The organism is Spongiivirga sp. MCCC 1A20706, assembly GCF_046524175.1.
GTDB lineage: Bacteria > Bacteroidota > Bacteroidia > Flavobacteriales > Flavobacteriaceae > Spongiivirga.
In genome coordinates this window covers 93,604-113,912 of the sequence record NZ_JBEFZF010000001.1, presented here as the reverse complement: position 1 = coordinate 113,912, position 20,309 = coordinate 93,604, and the positions used below count along the sequence as shown (strand labels likewise).

Annotated in this window: 24 protein-coding genes; 8 read left to right on the top strand and 16 right to left on the bottom strand. The window is 40.2% G+C overall.

Features of this window, described 5'->3' with window-relative positions:
• Positions 1 to 142: 142 nt before the first annotated feature.
• The gene (locus ABN763_RS00525; RefSeq protein WP_410483447.1) at positions 143 to 772 is read right to left on the bottom strand and encodes an N-acetylmuramoyl-L-alanine amidase family protein; all 630 of its coding nucleotides are present in this window, start codon (positions 770 to 772) and stop codon (positions 143 to 145) included.
• Positions 773 to 975: 203 nt separating this feature from the next.
• On the opposite strand from ABN763_RS00525, the gene ABN763_RS00520 reads away from it, so the two are divergent.
• Genes ABN763_RS00520 through ABN763_RS00485 form a run of 8 tightly spaced genes read left to right on the top strand, consistent with a single transcriptional unit; the run spans position 976 to position 7,787 of the window.
• Positions 976 to 1,263, top strand: coding sequence for a hypothetical protein (locus tag ABN763_RS00520; RefSeq protein WP_350286901.1), 288 nt, complete (start codon positions 976 to 978; stop codon positions 1,261 to 1,263).
• Between the two features lie 35 nt (positions 1,264 to 1,298).
• A complete protein-coding gene (locus ABN763_RS00515; RefSeq protein WP_410483446.1) occupies positions 1,299 to 1,583 on the top strand; it encodes a hypothetical protein in 285 nt (94 codons plus the stop codon).
• Positions 1,570 to 3,984, top strand: a complete 2,415-nt coding sequence (locus ABN763_RS00510; RefSeq protein WP_410483445.1) for a TraG family conjugative transposon ATPase — start codon at positions 1,570 to 1,572, stop codon at positions 3,982 to 3,984. The genes ABN763_RS00515 and ABN763_RS00510 overlap by 14 nt, the downstream gene beginning before the upstream one ends.
• Entirely contained in the window at positions 3,981 to 4,559 is a 579-nt protein-coding gene (locus ABN763_RS00505) for a conjugal transfer protein (protein WP_410483444.1), read from the top strand. The genes ABN763_RS00510 and ABN763_RS00505 overlap by 4 nt, the downstream gene beginning before the upstream one ends.
• A gap of 3 nt (positions 4,560 to 4,562) precedes the next feature.
• Entirely contained in the window at positions 4,563 to 5,402 is an 840-nt protein-coding gene (locus ABN763_RS00500) for a hypothetical protein (RefSeq protein WP_410483443.1), read from the top strand.
• Positions 5,403 to 5,413: 11 nt separating this feature from the next.
• A complete protein-coding gene (locus ABN763_RS00495) occupies positions 5,414 to 6,034 on the top strand; it encodes a conjugal transfer protein TraK (protein WP_410483442.1) in 621 nt (206 codons plus the stop codon).
• A complete protein-coding gene (traM, locus tag ABN763_RS00490) occupies positions 6,021 to 6,962 on the top strand; it encodes a conjugative transposon protein TraM (RefSeq protein ID WP_410483441.1) in 942 nt (313 codons plus the stop codon). The genes ABN763_RS00495 and traM overlap by 14 nt, the downstream gene beginning before the upstream one ends.
• 12 nt (positions 6,963 to 6,974) lie before the next feature.
• Positions 6,975 to 7,787: a DUF4138 domain-containing protein gene (locus ABN763_RS00485; RefSeq protein WP_410483440.1), complete on the top strand. Its 813-nt coding sequence runs from the start codon at positions 6,975 to 6,977 to the stop codon at positions 7,785 to 7,787.
• A gap of 45 nt (positions 7,788 to 7,832) precedes the next feature.
• Here the strand turns inward: ABN763_RS00485 and ABN763_RS00480 are convergent, their stop codons facing one another.
• From ABN763_RS00480 to ABN763_RS00410, 15 genes are all read right to left on the bottom strand, one after another.
• Positions 7,833 to 8,201: a VOC family protein gene (locus ABN763_RS00480; protein WP_410483439.1), complete on the bottom strand. Its 369-nt coding sequence runs from the start codon at positions 8,199 to 8,201 to the stop codon at positions 7,833 to 7,835.
• Between the two features lie 12 nt (positions 8,202 to 8,213).
• Complete coding sequence (locus tag ABN763_RS00475) at positions 8,214 to 8,663, bottom strand: hypothetical protein (protein WP_410483438.1); 450 nt, start codon at positions 8,661 to 8,663, stop codon at positions 8,214 to 8,216.
• Between the two features lie 7 nt (positions 8,664 to 8,670).
• Entirely contained in the window at positions 8,671 to 8,883 is a 213-nt protein-coding gene (locus ABN763_RS00470) for a GDCCVxC domain-containing (seleno)protein (RefSeq protein WP_410483437.1), read from the bottom strand.
• Positions 8,883 to 9,485, bottom strand: coding sequence for a mercuric transport protein MerTP (merTP, locus tag ABN763_RS00465; protein ID WP_410483436.1), 603 nt, complete (start codon positions 9,483 to 9,485; stop codon positions 8,883 to 8,885). The genes ABN763_RS00470 and merTP overlap by 1 nt, the downstream gene beginning before the upstream one ends.
• Position 9,486: 1 nt before the next feature.
• On the bottom strand, positions 9,487 to 9,858 hold the full coding sequence (locus ABN763_RS00460) for an ArsR/SmtB family transcription factor (protein ID WP_410483435.1): 372 nt from the start codon (positions 9,856 to 9,858) through the stop codon (positions 9,487 to 9,489).
• Between the two features lie 93 nt (positions 9,859 to 9,951).
• Positions 9,952 to 11,061: a DUF4238 domain-containing protein gene (locus ABN763_RS00455; protein WP_410483434.1), complete on the bottom strand. Its 1,110-nt coding sequence runs from the start codon at positions 11,059 to 11,061 to the stop codon at positions 9,952 to 9,954.
• A 27-nt stretch (positions 11,062 to 11,088) separates the two neighbouring features.
• Positions 11,089 to 13,050: a heavy metal translocating P-type ATPase gene (locus tag ABN763_RS00450; RefSeq protein ID WP_410483433.1), complete on the bottom strand. Its 1,962-nt coding sequence runs from the start codon at positions 13,048 to 13,050 to the stop codon at positions 11,089 to 11,091.
• The gene (locus tag ABN763_RS00445; RefSeq protein ID WP_410483432.1) at positions 13,050 to 13,421 is read right to left on the bottom strand and encodes a DUF3703 domain-containing protein; all 372 of its coding nucleotides are present in this window, start codon (positions 13,419 to 13,421) and stop codon (positions 13,050 to 13,052) included. The genes ABN763_RS00450 and ABN763_RS00445 overlap by 1 nt, the downstream gene beginning before the upstream one ends.
• A gap of 54 nt (positions 13,422 to 13,475) precedes the next feature.
• Positions 13,476 to 13,913, bottom strand: a complete 438-nt coding sequence (locus tag ABN763_RS00440) for a Fur family transcriptional regulator (protein ID WP_410484164.1) — start codon at positions 13,911 to 13,913, stop codon at positions 13,476 to 13,478.
• Positions 13,906 to 16,086 (bottom strand): TonB-dependent receptor, encoded by a 2,181-nt coding sequence (locus ABN763_RS00435; protein WP_410483431.1) that lies wholly within the window; start codon positions 16,084 to 16,086, stop codon positions 13,906 to 13,908. Before ABN763_RS00435 ends, ABN763_RS00440 begins: the two co-directional genes overlap by 8 nt.
• Before the next feature lie 62 nt (positions 16,087 to 16,148).
• Positions 16,149 to 16,466 (bottom strand): DUF6660 family protein, encoded by a 318-nt coding sequence (locus tag ABN763_RS00430; RefSeq protein ID WP_410483430.1) that lies wholly within the window; start codon positions 16,464 to 16,466, stop codon positions 16,149 to 16,151.
• A gap of 44 nt (positions 16,467 to 16,510) precedes the next feature.
• Positions 16,511 to 18,277 (bottom strand): efflux RND transporter periplasmic adaptor subunit, encoded by a 1,767-nt coding sequence (locus ABN763_RS00425; protein WP_410483429.1) that lies wholly within the window; start codon positions 18,275 to 18,277, stop codon positions 16,511 to 16,513.
• Complete coding sequence (locus ABN763_RS00420; protein ID WP_410483428.1) at positions 18,274 to 18,990, bottom strand: PepSY domain-containing protein; 717 nt, start codon at positions 18,988 to 18,990, stop codon at positions 18,274 to 18,276. The genes ABN763_RS00425 and ABN763_RS00420 overlap by 4 nt, the downstream gene beginning before the upstream one ends.
• Before the next feature lie 15 nt (positions 18,991 to 19,005).
• Complete coding sequence (locus ABN763_RS00415; RefSeq protein ID WP_410483427.1) at positions 19,006 to 19,770, bottom strand: acetolactate decarboxylase; 765 nt, start codon at positions 19,768 to 19,770, stop codon at positions 19,006 to 19,008.
• Position 19,771: 1 nt separating this feature from the next.
• On the bottom strand, positions 19,772 to 20,296 hold the full coding sequence (locus ABN763_RS00410) for a DUF3347 domain-containing protein (RefSeq protein ID WP_410483426.1): 525 nt from the start codon (positions 20,294 to 20,296) through the stop codon (positions 19,772 to 19,774).
• Positions 20,297 to 20,309: the final 13 nt, after the last annotated feature.

Sequence of the window (20,309 nt, the reverse complement as noted above, 5' to 3'; positions counted from 1 at the left end):
ATCATCTTTTATTTTAAGTTTTTAATTTCCAATAGGGTTTTATGAAAACCGCTGCTTTATGAATATCCATAATTCATTTCCTACGGTTACCGTAATCTCTTTGAGCACTTCATATAGGCTAACAAATACTTCTTTCATCATCTTAAATTTTAATGGACATCAGTAATGCCAATGCCACTGCGTTGCTATTCTTTTTCGATTCTAAATAGGAGGCTTCATCTGTATTGGACAAGAAACCAAGCTCCACCAAAATAGCAGGACTTGTTGTTATCGACTCTCGCAATACCTGAAAATTGGCTCTTTTGATTCCCCTGTTTCTATAGCCCAATCGTTCTGTTAGCCCCTCAATCATAGAAAGGGCAACAACTTGGGATTCCATTTGATTTTCATTTTTCAAACTCGTTTTGTTGTGTAGATATATTTCAATGCCTGTGGCTTTTTCATTCTTAGCGTGGTTGCAGTGCAACGAAATAAAAAGGTCAGGTCGTAGGGCCCGAACCAATTGGGTCCGATGCCTCAGTGAAATCAAAGTGTCTTTGTATCGTGTGAGATACAGCTCGTAGGGATTGTCAAGTAGGGTTCTGTTATACATCAGGATTGCCTTGGCAATCGCCAAGGTGATATCCTTTTCTTGTGCTTTATTGATTCCTATGGCACCAGAGTCCGTTCCCCCGTGTCCAGCATCAATGATAATTACCTTTTTCTCCTGTGAAAACAGGGTATAGACAGGAACTAAAAAGAGAACTATAAGCAGTATTTTCAACGGTTTCATTGTAACTGTGTTTTTTCAATTTCTCATTACACAATTTTTAAAGATTTCACTCAAAACCTCATTTTCCTTCAAAATTTAACGCTCAAAACCGTTAATATTTTTCGTTTTTTTCCCTTTACAGGCATTCACTTATAGATTTCGCAAAAAGTAATTTCTAACAAGGTCGCTCTAAACCATTTAAGTGGCCATAAAACGTAAGTGTTATGAAAAAAGCGATGTATCTAACGTGGGCAATGCTCCTAATGAGCCTACCCACATTTGCACAAATTGGGGGCATTGAAGATTCTGTAAATGATGTTTCCGATACGATTCGGGCAATTTTCCCTTTGCTGCTCGGTGTCATTTTCCTTATCGGGTTCCTATTCAATGCGGGACATTTCTTTGGGGAGAACGCAGACCTTAAAAAAGGGATTACCCGTGTACTTGTTTTTGTACTTATCGCAGGAGCCGTAGTGGGCATCTTTACCTATCTCATTGGAATCGTAGTATAAGCCTCATAGAGGCCTTTGTTAAAAAAGCATATCCAATGAAGAAGTACGAGGTATATAAGAACATTCGCAAAGGGGCTATGATATGGGGACTTCCCATATCACTCTTTGCAATGATGATGCTTTCCATATTGGCATCTCTACTGGTCATCATTTTTTCATTCAGTTTGGTGGTCATCATAATCGCAATGCTATGGAACGGCATTATGTATATCGTGCTTACCAAAATGGCCCGTAAAACCATTTCGCTGAATTTCAATACGGTGTTCCCAAAAATCATCAGTAACAAAAAAGAAAACCTGACGCATTATGTCAATTATTAATATCGCCACATACAATCCCATCATTGAGATACAGGACAATGTCATTTTTGCCAATAATGGCAATATAATTGTCTGTTACCAAGGGGAATTGCCTGAAGTCTACTCCCTATCCGAAAAGGATTTTGAGGATTTGCACAGCACTTGGTTTCAGGCCTTAAAGTCATTGCCCGTTGGTTGTGTTATCCATAAGCAGGATGTATACCTCAAAAAAGCGTTCAATTCGGAATACTTGCCCAACGATACCTTTTTGGCGAAAGCCACCCACGACCATTTTAAGGGAAGGGAATATATCGAGCATAAATGCTACCTGTTTTTCACTTTGGTGCGAAACAAAACCTTGAACAACCCTAAATACGTCAACCCCTTTAGAAAGGTTGGTAAAGGGATTCATCAGGAATTAAATCAGAACGTGCATAGTTTCATTGGTTCGGTCAATGATTCCATCACCTATATCAACAATAGCCGCAAGGTATCGTTGCAACCCCTTGATAAAAAACAAATTCTTGAATTGAGCCGTATTTATTTCAACGGTTTCAATATCGGATATGATACCGATATACTTTTGGAAAAGTCCAAAGTGACCATAGGTAACAACCACTTTGATGTATTGGCCGTCAATAGTGAAGCCTGTTTTGGGGAGAGCGTCCAGACCAGTAAAATTAATGAAAGGTTCACTTCGGACGATTTTGTGTTTCATCAAGGATATATTGATGGTCTCGGACTTTCCTTAAATGAAAATCATATCGTCAACCAAATCATCTATTTGGACGATAAGCAGAAATGGCGCAAACTGCTGGATAAGAAAATTGAAGAACTTAAAAAGAGTTCAAATTTTGGTACCCAGAACAAGGTCATCCTCAAAAAGATGGAACATATCGTTGGTCAAATCAACAATGACGACAATGCCAGAATCATAAGAGGGCACCTGAACATTGTCTATTGGAGTGGGGAAGCCCAAGAGTTAAAACGCATTGGCTCCCGTATCAAAGCTGAGTTCAAGGAACTGGACATCATCCCATATTATCCCAGGGGAGAGGAACGCAAAAACTATATCCTGAACAGCTATCCCTGTTTTGCTTCCAACTTTTCCAATGAAGATGTCTACGTGACCGACCTAAAACACGCGCTATGCCTTTATCTGAACAATACCAATTACAGAACAGATAGACAGGGCATCATCTTTAACGACCGTGAACACAACATCCCAGTACTGAAAGATGTTTGGGATGAGCAGAAGAAGCGCATCAAGGCGCGTAACTTTGCCATTTTTGCGCCCACGGGAGAGGGCAAGTCATTTTTAGCCAATAACATACTTAGGCAGTATTTCGAGGCCGACGTTCGGCTGGTGATTATAGACCTGGGCGGTTCCTATACCAAGTTTGCCAGTCTATATCCTGAACAGTATACCGTATTACGTTATGAAAGCGGAAAGAACCTCGGTATCAATCCTTTTTATATAGCAAATCCCAACGATGTCAGCCCTGAACGATTGGAGGATTTGTCCGTCTTTCTTTTTGAACTTATAGGGGAGGGCATCAAACCAAAAAAGGAACAGTCCGTAGCTCTTAAAAAGATACTCCATTCCTACTATAAAAATAGTGTTGGGGAACACTCCCTTGATAGTTTTTACACCTATATCGAATCACAGCAGGAAGACTTATTGACGAAGCTCCATATCCATTCAGATTACTTTAATGTTGAAGGGTTTTTGCACATTTTATCGGAGTATGTGCGTGAAGGGTTGTACAGCTTTCTATTTGAAACCAATGAAGACCAATCCTATAAAATTGAGGACAAGCGTTTAATTGTTTTTGAGTTGGATGAGGTGAAGGACAACAAGGAAATTCTTTCCGTGATGCTCAAACTGATTAAGACAGCCATACAGCGTACCATTTGGCAAAACAAGGAAGAAAAAGGGATTATCCTGTTTGATGAGTTTGCCAAACAATTGAAGTTTGAGAATGTGTTGGAATCGGTGGAATTCTATTACCAAGCCATCCGAAAACAAGAAGGTGCCATCGGTATCATTTTACAGTCCATCAACCAATTGCCAGACAACTCCACATCAGCAAGTATTCTAGAAAATACACAGGTTATCTATAGCCTGAACAATGAAAAGGGCTATGGTGAACTGGTTAAACGGTTGAACCTGTCCAGCCACGACCTCAATCAACTGAAATCCATAAAAAACAACCTATCGGGAAAACGCAAGTACACCGAGATTTTTATCAAAATCGGAAAAGAGAGCAACATCTTTCGATTGGAAGTACCCCAAGAGGTGTTTGCTGCTTATCTCACCGATGGCGCAGACAACGACCACATAATACGGATTTATAAAGAGAAGGGCTCGATGGAGAGTGCCATCAAAGAATTCATTCATTTAAAAACAAAAGCGTTATGAGAAGATTCATTTTTATGTGCCTTTTGGCACTTGGAACATTTTTATTGCCTGCACGTGCTACGTGCCAAGGAATGCCAGTGTATGATAACACCAATTTTATAACACTGGGCAAGCAAATTTTAGAAGCTGCAAAGCAAACAGAAAACCTAATCAAGACGGTGGAGTTTATGCGACAGCAAAAAGAACGCATTGAAAAAGTGAGCAATGTGGTAAAACAATTGAAGGCAGTACGGGAATTAGCTCGTAATAACGAACGCCTCTTTGATGTGGTTCGAAACGATGTACGGCACATTTTAAACTCCCCATACATCAAACCCGAAGAAATCATAAGAGTATCGCAATCCTTTGAAAATATCATTGAAAATTCACTGGAAGACTTGGATTTTGTGCAACAGATACTTTCCAGTGACTACCTAAAAATGACCGACGCTGAACGGGCTGAGGTGTTAAAGGAACGCGAAACACGCTCTAAGGAAATGGTCGCCGAAATAGAGCGTAAGACCAAGCGATATCAAGACATTATTTCTTTTCGGGAAATGCAGGACAAAATCAATAACAGGGCAACAAATTATTAAACGATGCAATTGGCTATCCCATTAATAGGAGGATTGGAATATGTGGATGCTGTCTTTCAGACCATAAAGGACAGTGATTTTCTACAGTATACCATTGTGGGAATGAAAGCTCTCGCCATCCTATTCTTTTTAATCAACATCCTTAAAAAATACAACGAGGGTGTTGCCAATAGGGATGGGTACACCTGGGGATTGACCCCGACAGAATTGATAAAGAATTTCATCATTGTCATTCTGGTCATCTTTTCCAGTCAGGTATTGGGGGTGTTTGACAACATTTTGGTGGCCATTGAAGGACAGTATCGCAATACGGCCCCAGCATTATTGCCTTTGCAATTACAGGATGTGGAAATTGAAGAAGATACAGGTGGTTTGGAAGCCGCTAGCAAGGGTCTTGCCTTATTGTTCGAGGCATTAAGTTCCCCTTTGTTCGGTCTAAAAATACTGGCCTTTATTCTGAGCGTGTTCCTGTGGCTGCTCGACCTGTTCATTTACCCTTTGTTTCTGGCAGAACGGTTTTTCCTGCTAGGGATAATGCAAGCCTTTTTTCCATTGGTCATAAGCCTTGCCGTTTTCGAGAAGTTCAGGTCGATGGCCTATACCTTTTTCAAATTGTATGCCGCAGTATATATGCTGGTTCCCGCCTTTTTTCTGGTGAATGTATTTGTCAATGCTTTGTACACGGAGTTTACCACCAATTTTTGGGTAAACCTCTTCGGCTTTGATTTTGGAAGCTCATTTTTTGCGCCCATCATTGAATTGGGTACGATTGGCTTTATCGTCTTTTTGAAGTTCAAACTGTACAAGCGTGCCACCTCCTTCACTTTTAAACTTTTCACATAAAAAAATAACTTATGAAAACTCCATATAAAAACATATACGAGGTATTGAAGATGAATCGGTTTATAGTGCTGGCTGTTATTGTAATGGCTTTTCTATCCACCCTCATTTCAAGCCTCATATCCTACAAAATGTACAACAAGGCATTGGACGGCTCTTTTGCCATTGGCAAAAATGGAGAAGTAATCCCTTTGCAATGGGTACAGGAAAAGGAAAATTTAGAGGTGGAAGCTCTGGAGCATTTACGGCTTTTTCACAACTACTTTTATGGGTTGGATGCCACAAACTTTGAGAGCCATATTGAAAAAGCGCTTTGGTTGGCGGACAGCTCTGTTGACAACGTATATCGACAGAAAAAAGCCGATGGCGTCTATAACCGCTTGATGCAGTATTCCTTAGTGCAAAAGGTCATAAGCATTGAATCGGAACTGGACCTTACCGCAGAGCCATACCCTTTCAGAACGGTCACTATTTTTCAAATCAATAGGGGTTCGGCAATCGACACGTACGAACTAGTATCCACAGGGAAATTGTTGCATTTGGAAAAGCGAAACTTTCCTAAGAACACCCACGCACTATTGGTTACAGATTATTTCGAGAACACTTTAAAGAAAATTGATTATGAAGCTAGATAAGAAAAAAATAGCGTTCATCGCAGTTATCGGGGCAGTGGTCATTTTTATCATCACCTATTCCATTTTGGCATTTGGTGAGGATGATTCCCAAAAAGATGAACTACAACAGACACAGGTTCCCGTATTGGAAAACCCTATTGATGATTATACATCCAGATTGGATGCAGTGGATGATTTAAAAGAAGTCAGGCAAACCAACGCACCCAGTATCTATGATGAAAAGTATCTGGATTCCACAGGTGTCTTTGACCCTGATTTTTTGGAAAAAGAAAAGATACGGATGGTGGATAGTATCTATAACAATAGCCGCATCAATTACACTACAGGTACTTTTCGGGAAAAAAATCCTGTTCGGGATAGTGTGGTCAATGCGATAGCTAAGAAACAGAAAGCACAAAAAAAGGAAGCTGCAATATCGGTCGAAGAAATTGACCCAAAGGCGTTGGCATTGGAACAGCAGTTGTTTTTTGCTTCAAATCCCTTACCTGTAGAAGAAACGGTAAATGCACCAAGCATTGTCGTAATGATTGATAAGAAGCAGGTCATTAAAGTCAATGACCGATTACAAATGCGCACCTTGGACGATGTTGAAATTGATGGGGTATTGGTTCCAAAGAATACTACGCTGTTTGGCATTGTCAGCTTTAAACCCAATCGGGTATTGTTACAAATAGAAAACATTGATACTATTCCGCTGTCTTTTAAAGCGTATGACATTCGAGATAGGTTGGAAGGCATCTATATCAAAAACAGTTTTCGCGAAGAGTTGCGGCAACAGGTTTTGGGAGATGTAGTAGATGATATTAATGTACCTGGCGTACCACAGGTCACGGGAATCAAAAGGTTGTTCCAACGCTCCAACCGACAGGTAAAAGTGACGGTCAACCCTAATTATAAACTCATAGTAAAAGTCGATACACGGCAATAAAAAATATAGGATATGAAAAAGATACTAATACTGTTGAGCTTGGGTTTGTTTAACCCAGTTCACGCAACAAACACAAAAACATTGGACACTATTTATGCCAATTCAACAATGACGATGGCCTTGTTCTTTCCCTCAGATATAAAGCAGGGCATTACGGGTTCAGAATATTTTGTGTTCACCTACAATCGTGAAAAAGAACAAAACTTAGGACTATTGAAAGCCGTAAAAGGGGAACCAAGTAATTTATTGGTGATTACCACGGATGGCAAAGTATACTCCTATATCTTAGAGTATGCCGAACATCTAGAGAATCCCAATCGATTCATTTCTGTTCAAGAAAGTATAGGGGATGCCCAAAGGCATCCAAAAGAGGAAGTCCTAGCAGAAGACGATATGGATGTGAACATTTCGGTCAATAATTCTCCGGAACTGCTGCGCAGATCCTGCGAATCATTATTGAATCTTCCTGAAGAAAAACATATTAGTAAGAAAGAAGAAGGTATCGTTCTGAGTCTAAAGAACCTAAAATATCACGGGGATAATGTATTTCTACAGTTTGAGATTGAAAATAAATCAAGGGTGCGCTTTGATTTCGATTATCTGAAAATCTTCAAGGTAAATGGCAATCAAAAGAGGAATGCCTCCTATCAAGAGCTTCCATTAGAACCTGTATATGTACACAATATACCTTCACAAATACTGCCGAATACAAAGGTGAAGATGGTCTATGTCGTACCTAAATTCACCATTGCGAAAAATGAAAAGATAGCGGCTCAATTACAAGAGCTGGGTACCACACGAAAGGTGATTCTATCTTGGCGGTAAGCTCAAAAAAAGAAAGCCCTGATGTTACGGTCAGGGCTTATTCGATTATTTGTTAAATTCACAATAATGTAACAATATTCCTGACGGGTCGTGTACAAAGCATTCCCGCCCCCATTCAAAAGCTCTTATCGGGATAAGCTTTACTCTTTCATACTTGCTATCCAAATCTTTGGCAATTAGATTTTTCCAGCATTCATCAATATCGTCTACAGATAAGATAATCATAGAATTTTCTACCCATTCCTTGACGAAATATCGTTGTAGATAAAATCCCTGTTGCCCTTCAACGCCAAAGAAAGAAAGGTTTTCATCAATAACTACTTCTGTAAAATCTAATTCTTTGTAGAAAGCTCTTGATGCCTCAAAATCTTTGGCACCAATAAAAGGCCGTATACTGTCTATTTTATAATTCATAAATATTCTATATTACCTAAACTTACCTTCACACCAATCAATGGGTGAAAACAATAAACAGGTCAAGTGTGTATGTTTTCCAGTAAACAATGCTGGAACGGACATTACTTCACAGCCTCCGTCTCCCCGTATCGCAGCTGTAAGTAATGCTACAGCCAAATAGGTCAAAGCTCCAGTTGCAGCAGGACCACCATATCCAATAAAGAAAACAGCCAGTAAAGGGCCGAATGCCAGTATGGCACCTATAACGCTGTTAAATTTAGGAGCAAATTTTAAAATGAACAGATGTAGTAAGAGGTAGATGACCATAAGACCAATAGCCCAACCTAATCGGGTTAATACCTCGTCAATAGTTACATCCATATACACAGGCCAGACCTCGGAAACAAAAAATACACCCAAAGCAAATCTTAGGACTCTTCCCAATGGCAATGCTCTTGATATTGTATTTTTTGGATTCACACAAGCTCTAATTACTACAACATCCGTTATTTTCTTGAATAGGAGGACAGGCTACGGTACCGTACGAGCAATACACACAACAATCACCTTCTTTGGGTCTTAATACTTCTTTACAATTCTCACAGTCGTAGAAGAACTGGCAGGCCGTTGTCGGCATTTCTTCTTCCTTTTGATGACCGCAGTTTGGACAGGTAACGGTGGATTTTAGGATTACTTCCATTATTCAACGATTTTATAACCAGTTTTTCCAATGGCTGTAGCTATTTCATCAGGTGTTACCTTACCCTTGTCATACTTTACCAAAGCACTGGATGTTTCGTAGTTTGCATCCACTTCCAAAATACCTTCCAATTGGTTGACCTCGTGTTCAATATGGGCTTCGCAACCTGCACAGGTCATCCCTTGGATGGAATAGTTCAATTCCCCCACATTATTTTCAGAGACGTAAACGACCTGTTTGTCAACACTTGTGTTGGGGTAAAACAAATGCGAGTAATAAGGAAACGCCAACATCACACCCGCAAAAATGGTCACCAAAAACAAAAATGTTTTGGATTGGATGAATTTAGGCTTCTCATCCTCGCAGGCACAATCAATATCCTGTGGGCGTGGTTTTAATTTTTGATACCAGGCAAAACCAAGGATTAAGAGGGTCAGACCTATTAAAACTGGTCTGTATGGCTCTATCCAAGAAAAGGTGGAGGCAATACCCGTGGCACCCGAAAACAATGCCAAAACAGGGGTAATACAACATAGAGAGGCCACAATAGCTGAGAAAAGGCCAGCAAAAGCACCTTGGTTGGATGTTATCGTCTTTTTCATATTATGCAATTTTTCTTTCTGATTTCACATTACTTAAAATAGCGGCCAAAAAAGCTTCGTGTTTCTTAGATATGTGGTAAAAAATGGTTTGACCTTCCCTACGGGTACCAATAATTTTGGCATCCTTCATTTTACGTAAATGTTGGGAGACGGCAGGAACGCTCATTTCCAAAATATCGGCAAAGTCACAAGGACACAACTCGGTTTCCCTTTGTAATAGGAACAATATTTTAAAACGGACTTCATTACCAGCAAGAGCCATCAATCTGCTTATATCCTCTATGGAATCGGCAGTTTTGTTCAAATCTTCCTTGCAACGGAGGATTTGTTGGTGGTCTGCCTCTGCTCTGGTACAGCTAATTTCAAGTTTCATACAATTTATTTTGAGCAAAAATATAATAATCTACTTATTTAAGCAAATACTTAAATAAGTAGATTAATAAGGTATAATTTAAACGTATTGTTATTACCACTGTCCCATTACAATAAGCAATCGCTTTAATTGTAGCAGTTGATTTTCATTTTTAAAATGCTTGTGTGCCAACATTTTTTTGAGTTGAATAGTGGCTTTTTCTGAAGGAAACCCTGAAGTCTCGCAGAGTTTGTGAAACTTTTGCATTTCTTCAAGCTTGAATTTCGCTTTTTCAACAAATCGTTCAGCATTATCGTCATCTTCGTAGCTTGATTGAATCTCGAAATGCCTTTCAATGGTTCCTGGCTTACCAATTATTAATTTTTCTGCATTGCTTTGAATTATTGCATTTGTGGTAAACACGTAATCTCTATCGTGAACCATTCTATTAATTCTGGTTTGACCGTCTGCAATACTATTCGGAAAGATTTCAAGATAATATTTAGTGTCCAGTGGTAAGGTAATTACCGAATTTGGATTAAATAGACCCTCGAATCGCGTTGAGTTTATGCCACGAATCGAAACTGGATTATCACAGGTAATTAAAGGCGCATTCGCATCATCGATTCGATGTACATTTATAGTACAGTCATATTTGAAGTCTACAAATTCTTTCCATCTTTCCAAATGATTAATTATAAACTTTAGCCTATTACGCTCTTTGAATTCGTTTCTAACTGTATCAATGTCCTTTTTATTGAACTCGTAATTCTCCTCTTCAAAAGTGAACTTTACATTGCCGTTAGCATCAGCATAGAGCAACATCCTATCTAAAATCTGGTCAGTGAACGCATTCTGATGATTAAGAACTTTTGGGGTACGGAAGTAGAGTGATAGGCAAACGTACAACACCTGTCTTTTTTGTTCAGGCGTCAGAACCATTACCTTTTCATCTATCAGTAGCGCATAAATCTTTGGAAACTCTGAATCTACCTGTTCAGCATAGTGATGTTCCAAAGCATATTTCTTATCGACTTCGGCATTGGGAATCGTGTAGAGATTCTTTTTAAAGCAAATACTTTTTGTACTGATTTGTTCCAACAGAAATTCATCTTCTAACTTGTAGGCATCAACAAAATAGTTACCGTTTTTTCCTTCAATACCAAAATTTTTAAGATAAGAACGAGGTATGTAGTGTTGTTTTATGGGTTCATTTTTTGCCATATATGAAATGAATGAATTTAGAATATACTAATTCCATTTCGTTCTTTGTAACCGTATCGCATTTAGAATAGCCAATAACGCCACCCCAACATCTGCAAAAACGGCTTCCCACATCGTCGCCAGACCACCAGCACCTAGAATCAGCACGATGGCTTTTATCCCAAATGCCAAAGCAATATTTTGCCATACTATGTTACGGGTAGAGCGACCAATTTGGACAGCTCTAGCTATTTTGCTCGGTTGGTCAGTCTGGATGATAACATCGGCCGATTCAATGGCTACATCGCTGCCCAGACCACCCATAGCGATACCTACATCACTTGAAGCCAGTACGGGTGCATCGTTAATGCCATCACCCATAAATGCTACGGTAGTGTCGGGTAGTTTTTTTAGTTGCTCAATTTCATTCAGCTTATCTTCAGGAAGTAAACCACCTTTTGCCCAATCGATACCCAATTCACTGGTTATTTGTTGCGTGATGGAATTTTTATCACCTGAAAGCATTATGAGACGTTGAATGCCAGCTTCACGAATTTGCTTTATGGCTTGGTGAGCATCTTCCTTTAGTTCATCGGCAATGGTTACGTAGCCTGCAAACTTTCCGTCAATGGCTACCATTACTATGGATTCGACTATGGTATCTGTTTCTTTGGGAACTTCAATACCGAAAGAAGCTATCAGCCCTTTATTTCCGACCAAAACCTGTTTTCCGTTGACACTGCCTTTCAATCCCTTCCCTGCAACCTCCGAAACGTCAGTTGCTTCAAAATCCGCACCATCGGTTTTGTATTCCAGTATTGCCTTTGCAATGGGATGGGTAGATTGCTCTTCCATCGCCATCAGGTATTGCATAAATTCCGCTTCTTTGAAATCTGATTTATTGACTACTTCCTTAATCTTAAAGACCCCTTTGGTAACAGTGCCCGTTTTGTCCATTACCACAGTATTCACTTTGGTCATTGCATCCAAAAAAGAAGCTCCCTTGAAAAGAATACCGTTTCTAGATGCTGCGCCCAAACCACCGAAATATCCTAACGGAATGGAAATGACCAGGGCACAGGGACAGGAAATCACTAAGAATATTAGGGCTCGATACAACCAATCCCTGAATACATATTCGTCCACAAAGAAATAGGGTAAAAATGTCAATCCGATAGCCAAGAAAACCACAATAGGGGTATAAACCCTAGCGAATTTTCTAATGAACAATTCGGTTTTTGATTTTCGGGCAGTAGCGTTCTGCACCATATCCAAAATCCGTGTGATGGAACTGTCCTTAAATTCCTTGATGGTTTCTATCTCAATGACCTCGTTGAGGTTGATACTTCCTGCATAGACTTTTTCACCTTTGGCGATGGTGTCGGGTTTGCTTTCGCCCGTAATCGCAGCGGTGTTTAAGGATGCTTTTTTTGATAGTAGAATTCCATCCAAAGGAATTTTTTCACCTATGCGCACCTGTATCTTTTCACCAATGGTAACTGTTTCGGGATGCGCGGAGACAAAATCCCCATTACGCAGAACCATTGCGGTATCAGGTCGCGCATCCAAAAGCGTTTTTATGTTTCCTTTGGCACGTTTTACGGCCGACGCCTGAAAAAGTTCTCCTACCGAATAGAATAACATTACCGCCACACCTTCAGGATATTCTTTAATTGCAAATGCACCTAAAGTGGCTATTGACATCAATAGAAATTCGGTAAAGAAATCACCCCTAACTATACTCTTCCATCCTTCTTTTATTACAGGAAGACCAACAGGTATATAAGCCACCGAATACCAAACGACCCTGACCCATCCTCGGAAGAATGAAAAGGCTTCAAAATAATCAATTGTAATACCAGTAATCAGCAGAACAAAACTGAAAATAGCAGGTAGGTATGGCTTTAAATTTGATGCTTCTTTTGAGGTATTATGATTGTGGCCATCATCGTGATGGTGATGGTGTTCTTTAGGGGCTACATCCCTTAAGTTGACTTTTTTCTTTTTCATTAATTTTTTCGGTAGGTACTTAAAATATCGGCAATGTCTTCTGGCAGTTCCATCTTTTTAAGTGGAGGTATGTCACTTCCCCCCGTATTGCCAAGGGGCACGTGGTCAATGAATGATTTCCAGCCCCCTACCAAAAGACGTATTACTTGACCCAAAACTTCCTTTACATTTCGCTGTCGAAAACCGAATTTCAACATTAACCAATGGGTATAGGTATGTTCAAAAGGATAGGACTGACCGAGAATATGGGAACGTTCAAGATGGTGCCAAGCTTTGGAAAGATTTCCACTTTGCATTGAAGAACGGTACAGGTTCAATTCGTTCAGATAAAAACTTCTTAAGCCCTTTGGAATAATCGTGTTTAAATTCATCATTCATTTTTTCAAGCTCAAGATATTTATTAAGGCAATGCAATGGAAGTGCATTTATTGCCCGCTACACTTATCGCAAATTCCTTTTAGGACCAGGTTGGCGTTCTCGGCAACGAAACCATCAGGTAGATTGATATGTGGAATTTTTTGTTCGGTAAGGCATATGGTTTCACCACAAGTGGTACAATGAAAATGGAGATGTAAGTCTCTTTCCAATTCGCAATTGCAGCCTTCTTCGCATAATGCATATTTCATAATGCCCGAACCATCGTCTATTTGATGGACGACCCGTTTTTGCTCAAAGGTTTTCAGTGTTCTAAACAAGGTTGTCCTGTCCGCTTTCGTGAAAGCGTTTTCTATATCTGACAACGTAGTTGCCACTTTGGATTTGGCAAGATGTTGAAATACCAAAAGCCGCATTGCTGTTGGTCTTATACCTTTGCTTTCCAAGAATTTATCTGAAGGTATCATATTGTTTTTTAATTTAATCATTGTCTTCATTTCCAAAAGGTTTCAAAATAACCCCTACACTAAAAATAAAACCGTCCGTAGGCGCATAAATCTCTGGAAAGGTAGGGTTTTCGTGGGGGGGCAGAACCAAAGGTGAAAAACGGCTCTGTCTTCTGTCCGTAAAGTTCTCAAAATTCACAAACGTACTTCCCCATTTAAAATTACGCATTGCAAGCAATCCCATCGTAAAAAAGTCTGTTGTTTCCATACCATTGGACAGTAATTGTTTTCCCGTGTAATAGGTCTCATAACCAATACGCCATTTTTCAGATTCATACATCAAAACACTCCCTGCATTGTGCCGAGCAGTTAGTGGTTTTTGCGGATTACCAGGTAGATAATTGAGTCGTGTATCTATAAATGCATAGTTCAAAAACCACCTAAAATCTTCATAGGTAAACTTGATATTCGTTTCTGCACCCCTACTGAGAATTTCCCCAGTTGCATTTTCAAACTGAAAGAAATCATCAGTATTGGGATTGAGTAGTAATCCATCCCTAATGGCAGTGAGATAAAACAATTGATTGATAGAAAAGCCTATCTCGTCTGTCAACCTCGTTTGGTAGTTAAAATCCAAATTAAGACCGTAAGAACGTTCTGCTTTCAGCACATCTTTATCAATTCGCAATACATTTCTAAAGTTGATGAATTCAGCTTCCTCGGTAAATATATCTGGAATCCTATAACCCAAACCACCACCAAGTCTACTGGAAAAATTATTGTTTGATTTAAACAATAGTGAAACCCTAGGCAGTGTAAAAAAGCCCCAGTCAATGGCATAATCGGTACGTAGTCCCGTTTCAAGAATCCATTGTTCAGAAAGGTCAAAAATGGCATTGGCGAACAAACCCGCTGTAACATCTTGTTGGTCGCGTTCCAATGGGTTGTCCCGCTCATCAAATGATGTGGTATAAAGGTTTGCCCCCAAAACCCAATCTGACCTAATGCCCTGTTTTTGATAGGCCGCTTCTGTAAAAGTGTTCCATTGATTGCCTTTGAAGAATAAATCGGGTATTTCCAAACTCCTATCAAAAAAAGCGATGCTGTTCTTTATGGAAATGGATTGAACGGAATCTAACCGAGACTCAAAAACAGCTTGTGTGCTTACTCGTTTTGATAGGTTTTCTTCCGTAAATTGATGGATGCCATTTTCACCTTCCTCGATTTTTGTAATATCCCCACCTATTCTGTCATCATAAGTTCCATTGATTCCAAACCAAAACGTTGTGTTGTCCGAAGGATAGTAAAATAGTTTGGGGTTAAAACTTATAGATTGGGTCAGGGGTAAATTACTAAAACCATCATTCTCAGGGTCAAAAGCTTTTTGGTAGTGACCCGAGCCGTAAAGTGTCCAGCCCCATTTGTCCTTTCGCTCTCCATAGAAAACATTGGCAGTACTTCCCAGTGCCTGTGTCTGGGTTAGCATAATATCTAAAGTAGGCTCTTCCTCTGGTGTTTTAGACACCATATTTACCAAGCCTGCTATGGCACCGCCACCATATAATGTTGATGAACTTCCCTTAATGATTTCAAATTGCCTTAAGTCCAATGGAGGTATCTGCAAAATGCTCAACCCACTTGAAAAACCACTGTAGAGTGGAAAACCATCGCGTAATAGCTGGGTGTAACGCCCATCCAAACCTTGAATTCTAATATTGGTATTTGCACTGCTCAATGAGGTCTGTTGCATTTGTATTCCTGTACTTTCGCGCAGTACCATAGAAATATTGGTGGGATTCATTATCGCTTTTTCACCTAGTTCCTCGGCTCCAATAAACTCTATTCGAGTCGGGATTTTCTTGATGGTTCTTGTACTTCTTGTGGATTGTACGATTACCTCGTCGAGCGCATTTTCGTCTTCTTTTAAGTAGAAAATGAGTTCACTGGTCAAGGGTACTGTAATGGGTTCTTCTTGGGTTTCAAAACCTAAAAATGAAATTTGTAACGTATATGTTCCATTGGGAATATCTTCCAAAATAGCAACACCATCAAAATTTGTTGTTGCCCCTTTATTGAGGCTTTCTATAAAAATGGTGGCCCCGAGCAAAGGTTCTTTTTCTTTCTCGGTTACTACTTTTATTTCCAAGGTATTTTGTGTGTAACCCAAAGCACAAAATAGCAGTATGAGCCAGAGACTCAATACACTTTTATTCATAGTTTTTTAAATAAATTGACTAGATGAGGTGAAAAGGAGCGATGTATACATCGCCAAAAAAACTAGGCAATATCTTGGGGAGGTTGCAAGACACGAAACGAAACCTCTTGGGAGATATTCAATTCTTTTGAAATAATCTCTTCGATGATTGATTTGTGTTCGCTTTCTGTGAAGAAATTTTGCGTGTTTATTACGGGTGTATGACAGCACTGGCACTGGCAAAAAGGGGAGCATATTTCGCAATCATCGTCGTGGTCGTTATCAAAATCAACTACAGAAATGGTCTGTGAATCATTACCAATGGTAACATCATCATCATTACAGGGTACTGCTTGAAGTGCCAAGAGGTAAAATGATAAGATGATTGCTATAAATTTCACAAAGACAAAATTAAAAATTTTTTAGTGCAACCGTAGTGCAAAAATTAATCCAAGGTTTCAATTACACTCCCACAAGTAAGCATTGCATCCCCAAAATAGGGATTTCGTATTTCCTGTTCCGTGCTTAACCAAACGGCCCCTTTATTGGTATTGGCCATTGGGCATTGCTGTACATAAATCGTTCCTTCCAAAGATTCGAGATTGGAGGCGAGCGCAACCAAATTTTCATTGAGAATCACAAAATGCGCACGTTGATTTTCCAAATCCTCATTTTTTGAAATGGCTTTCAACATCTCAATGCTTTTGTTTAAATGACCCTTTTCCATTTTACCGATAGCGGATTGGTCCAATTTTTCAAATCCTTCCAAAGTGGTTTTGGCTTCTTGTGCTATACGGTCAGCATCACTGGCAACAAAGGCATCTTTCATTTTAAGGTAGGCAGGTAATGCCAGCTTAAAATTGTTTTGAAAGGCGGCGGGCAATTCCATTTTCATAGAATGCTCCGTTGTTTCCATTTGATGGCCTTCCTGCATTCCTGTATGCCCTTCGTGCCCTGTGGTCGTTCGTCCCCCAGACTTGTTCATCATACTTTTCTTGCCCTGCAATTGAGCGGCAGCATCCACGGTAAAGGCCCCATTGGTTACGATTTCTTCACCTGTATCAAGACCAAAGGTGATTGCTACTTGTTCCCCCTTTTTTGCGCCTACCATTACTTCACGCATCTCAAAGACCGGTTCATCAGCTTTGGTTTTCACATAGATTACGGAGCGTTCCCCTGTCCAGAGTACCGCACTTGAGGGAACATACAAGTTTTCATCGGTCGTTGTATTCGCACCATTTTCCATTTCCGCCGTGACGAACATTCCTGGCTTGAACAGGTTTTCCCTATTATTGAGTGTAGCCCTGACCAGTACTGTTCTGGTGGCGTTGTTCAAGATAGGGTCTATAAATGAAATGGTGCCTTCAAAGGTTTTGTTGGGATATGCATTGGTAGTTATACTGATTTGCTGTCCTTTTTTGAATTGGGACAACTGGCTTTCGTAGGCATCAAATGCCGCCCAAACGGTATTTAGGTTACTCACTTTGGCAATGGGCTGTCCTTTTTTGATATAATCCCCTTCGGCACGCATCACTTCCATTACGGTACCCGATACGGTCGCATATACGGGGAAGTTCTCAGTTACCTTTCCAGAGGTCTCAATGGTATTTATTTGTTTTTCCGAAAGCTTCCACAGCTTTAATTTATTGCGCACGGCATTGTAGAGTTCCGATTGTGTTTCCTTCAAAGAGGCAGCGGTCAACAATTCTTGTTGGGCAGCCACCAATTCTGGGGAATAAATCGTTGCTAAAAGTTGTCCTTTGCGTACTTCCTGACCCTCATAGTTCACATTTAACCGCTCGATGCGTCCATCAAAATAGCTGGCCTGTATGGCATTGGCTTCTTCGTTTACGGCAATTTTCCCTGAGAGGGAGACCTTATTTTCGGTGCTTCCCATAGCATTGCCCACAACAGTGGTCTGAACATTGGCCAAGGCCATTGCGTTTTTGGTCATTTTGAATTGGTCTTCGGAAAGTCCGTTCGCACTTGTTTCGGCAGGAATCAAATCCATACTACAGATAGGACAACTTCCTGGTTCGGATTGTCGAATCTGTGGATGCATTGAACACGTCCAGACCTCGGTATCGGAGTGCGCCGAGTGGTCGTGCATTTCCATTTCCGCTTTTTCCTGACTTGAATTTCCGAAGAATAGATAGCCTGCCAATAGTCCCACTATGGCTGCTACTACAATAAAAATGCTATTCTTTTTCATTGGTTTCTTTTTAATCGTTTTTTAAATTTTAGTATCGAAGGTGAGCTGATGTACCAGAGTAGAAAACCGCTCAACACGGTAATCAACCCCAATAGCGAGAAAGCCCTCAGTACTGTGGTATTGAAATCATCGCGCCCTTCATAATCCATTGTATGGGTCATCCATAGAAAATCAAAAATGCGCCAGTCTCGATGACGAACGGTCTGGAATTTTCCATCGACCGCCGATACGTATGCTTTTAGGTTTTCGTGTCCTTCATAGGAAATCACATAGGCGGGCAACAACTTTTCACGGTACTCGTGGTGGGTATCCACTTTTTCGATAAAGGCTACATCGTTGACCTGAAGTTCTTTTTTGATACGATTCCCTGCGATGTACAGAGCTTCGTCTTTGGTGATGGAGGATTTTACCTTTCCATCCAGAGCGTTAAAGAGTTGGTTTTGGTTGACCCAGTAATACGGCACGTTGTTGATGTCCCTGATTTCAATGGAATTGATTCCATTCTCCAGTTTCAACGCGGAAGGTGCTATCAAACCTGTGAAGGCCTGTGGTTGATGCTCCATATTTTTAAAATGGTCACCGTGGATGGCATCAATGTCCGTCCAACTGAAATAAATACCACTGATGGTCCACATCAAAAATTGAAGTCCCAAAAAGATACCGAGGTATCTATGGGATTTCCGAATCCATTTTGCCGTATGTCTGTTTACCATAGTTCTAAATTCTTATTAATAGCTGTATTGCTTTGGTAATTTTAAACGCATTTTTGAACCAGGAGTGAAACCATCGAGGTGTCCAGCCAACTGACCATCCTTGGTCTTAAAATGCATATGAAAATTGGTGGAATGGTGTGTAAATACCCCTTTGTGTTTGTCCGAATAAAAACCAAGAACACTTACTTCGGTATCGGTCAAATCCCCGTTCAAACCTGACTCCTTGTGTTTTTGGTGCGTATGCTCCGTATCACCTTCGGGCCAATCAATGATATGCCACGAGAGTGAAGATGCATTTCCTTCAATAAGAAAGGGAAAAGGTGCACTGGTATCTATCTTCAAAGATGCTGCCTTGTCTATGATAAAAGCCTCCAACGCCTCCTGTGTATTGATAGTTGCTGGGATTTTGATTTCTTTCCAAGAGGGTACTACAGCATAGACCAATAAAGCGGCTTTCCTCGAAAATGTGGGGTCAATAGCGATGTTATTTTTATTGACGTTTGAAATAAACGGAACACCATCAAAAATCTGGATTTCCCCTTTGAGTTGTGATACGGCACCCAAGGCATAAAGATGGTCTTTTGCTGCAAGCGTATCCAGAGAGGCTGTAGCACTCAAATCACCCGACATTATGGTGCGCAAAGCCCCACTATGGGTTGCCTTTTGATATGATGGATGCTGTACTTCCTTGCAACTGGCAAAAAGTAGCAGGGATATACCAAGGATATATTTTAAGGTGCTTTTAAGCGTGATTTGATATGTGCTTTTACCCGAAGTCATTTTAATTTAAAGTCTCCTTTACACTCCCACAATTGAGCATTGCATCTCCAAAATAGGGGTTGCGGATTTCTTTTTCCGACGACAACCAATACGCTCCCGTATTGTTAAAGGCCATTGGGCAGTATTGCTTGTATATGGCTCCAGAGGTAATTGCCTTATCCAATAACCGTTCAACACTAGCGGTAAGGTCGGGCAACGCCTTTCTTTGGTTTTCTATACCATCGGCATTGGCTATGGTCTGCGCAATTTCCTTTAATGTGGTATCCCCAGATACGTTGAGCAAAGCATTGGCACCCGTTTTTACTGCTGCTGCATCACTAGCTACCATTGCTGTTTTGATGTGGTTGTACTGCTGAAAAATGGCAGTGGTTTCATCTGTATCAAAGGCAGGCGTGCCATCGGTTTTCGTGCTTGTTTTTTCGCTTGATGTTACTTTTTCATCCGTGCTCTTTGTTGTTGCTGCATCCTTGCAGGATAATAGGCCAAATGCTATGGCGAATACGATAATTGCTGTTCTATTTTTCATATGTTGTTATTTT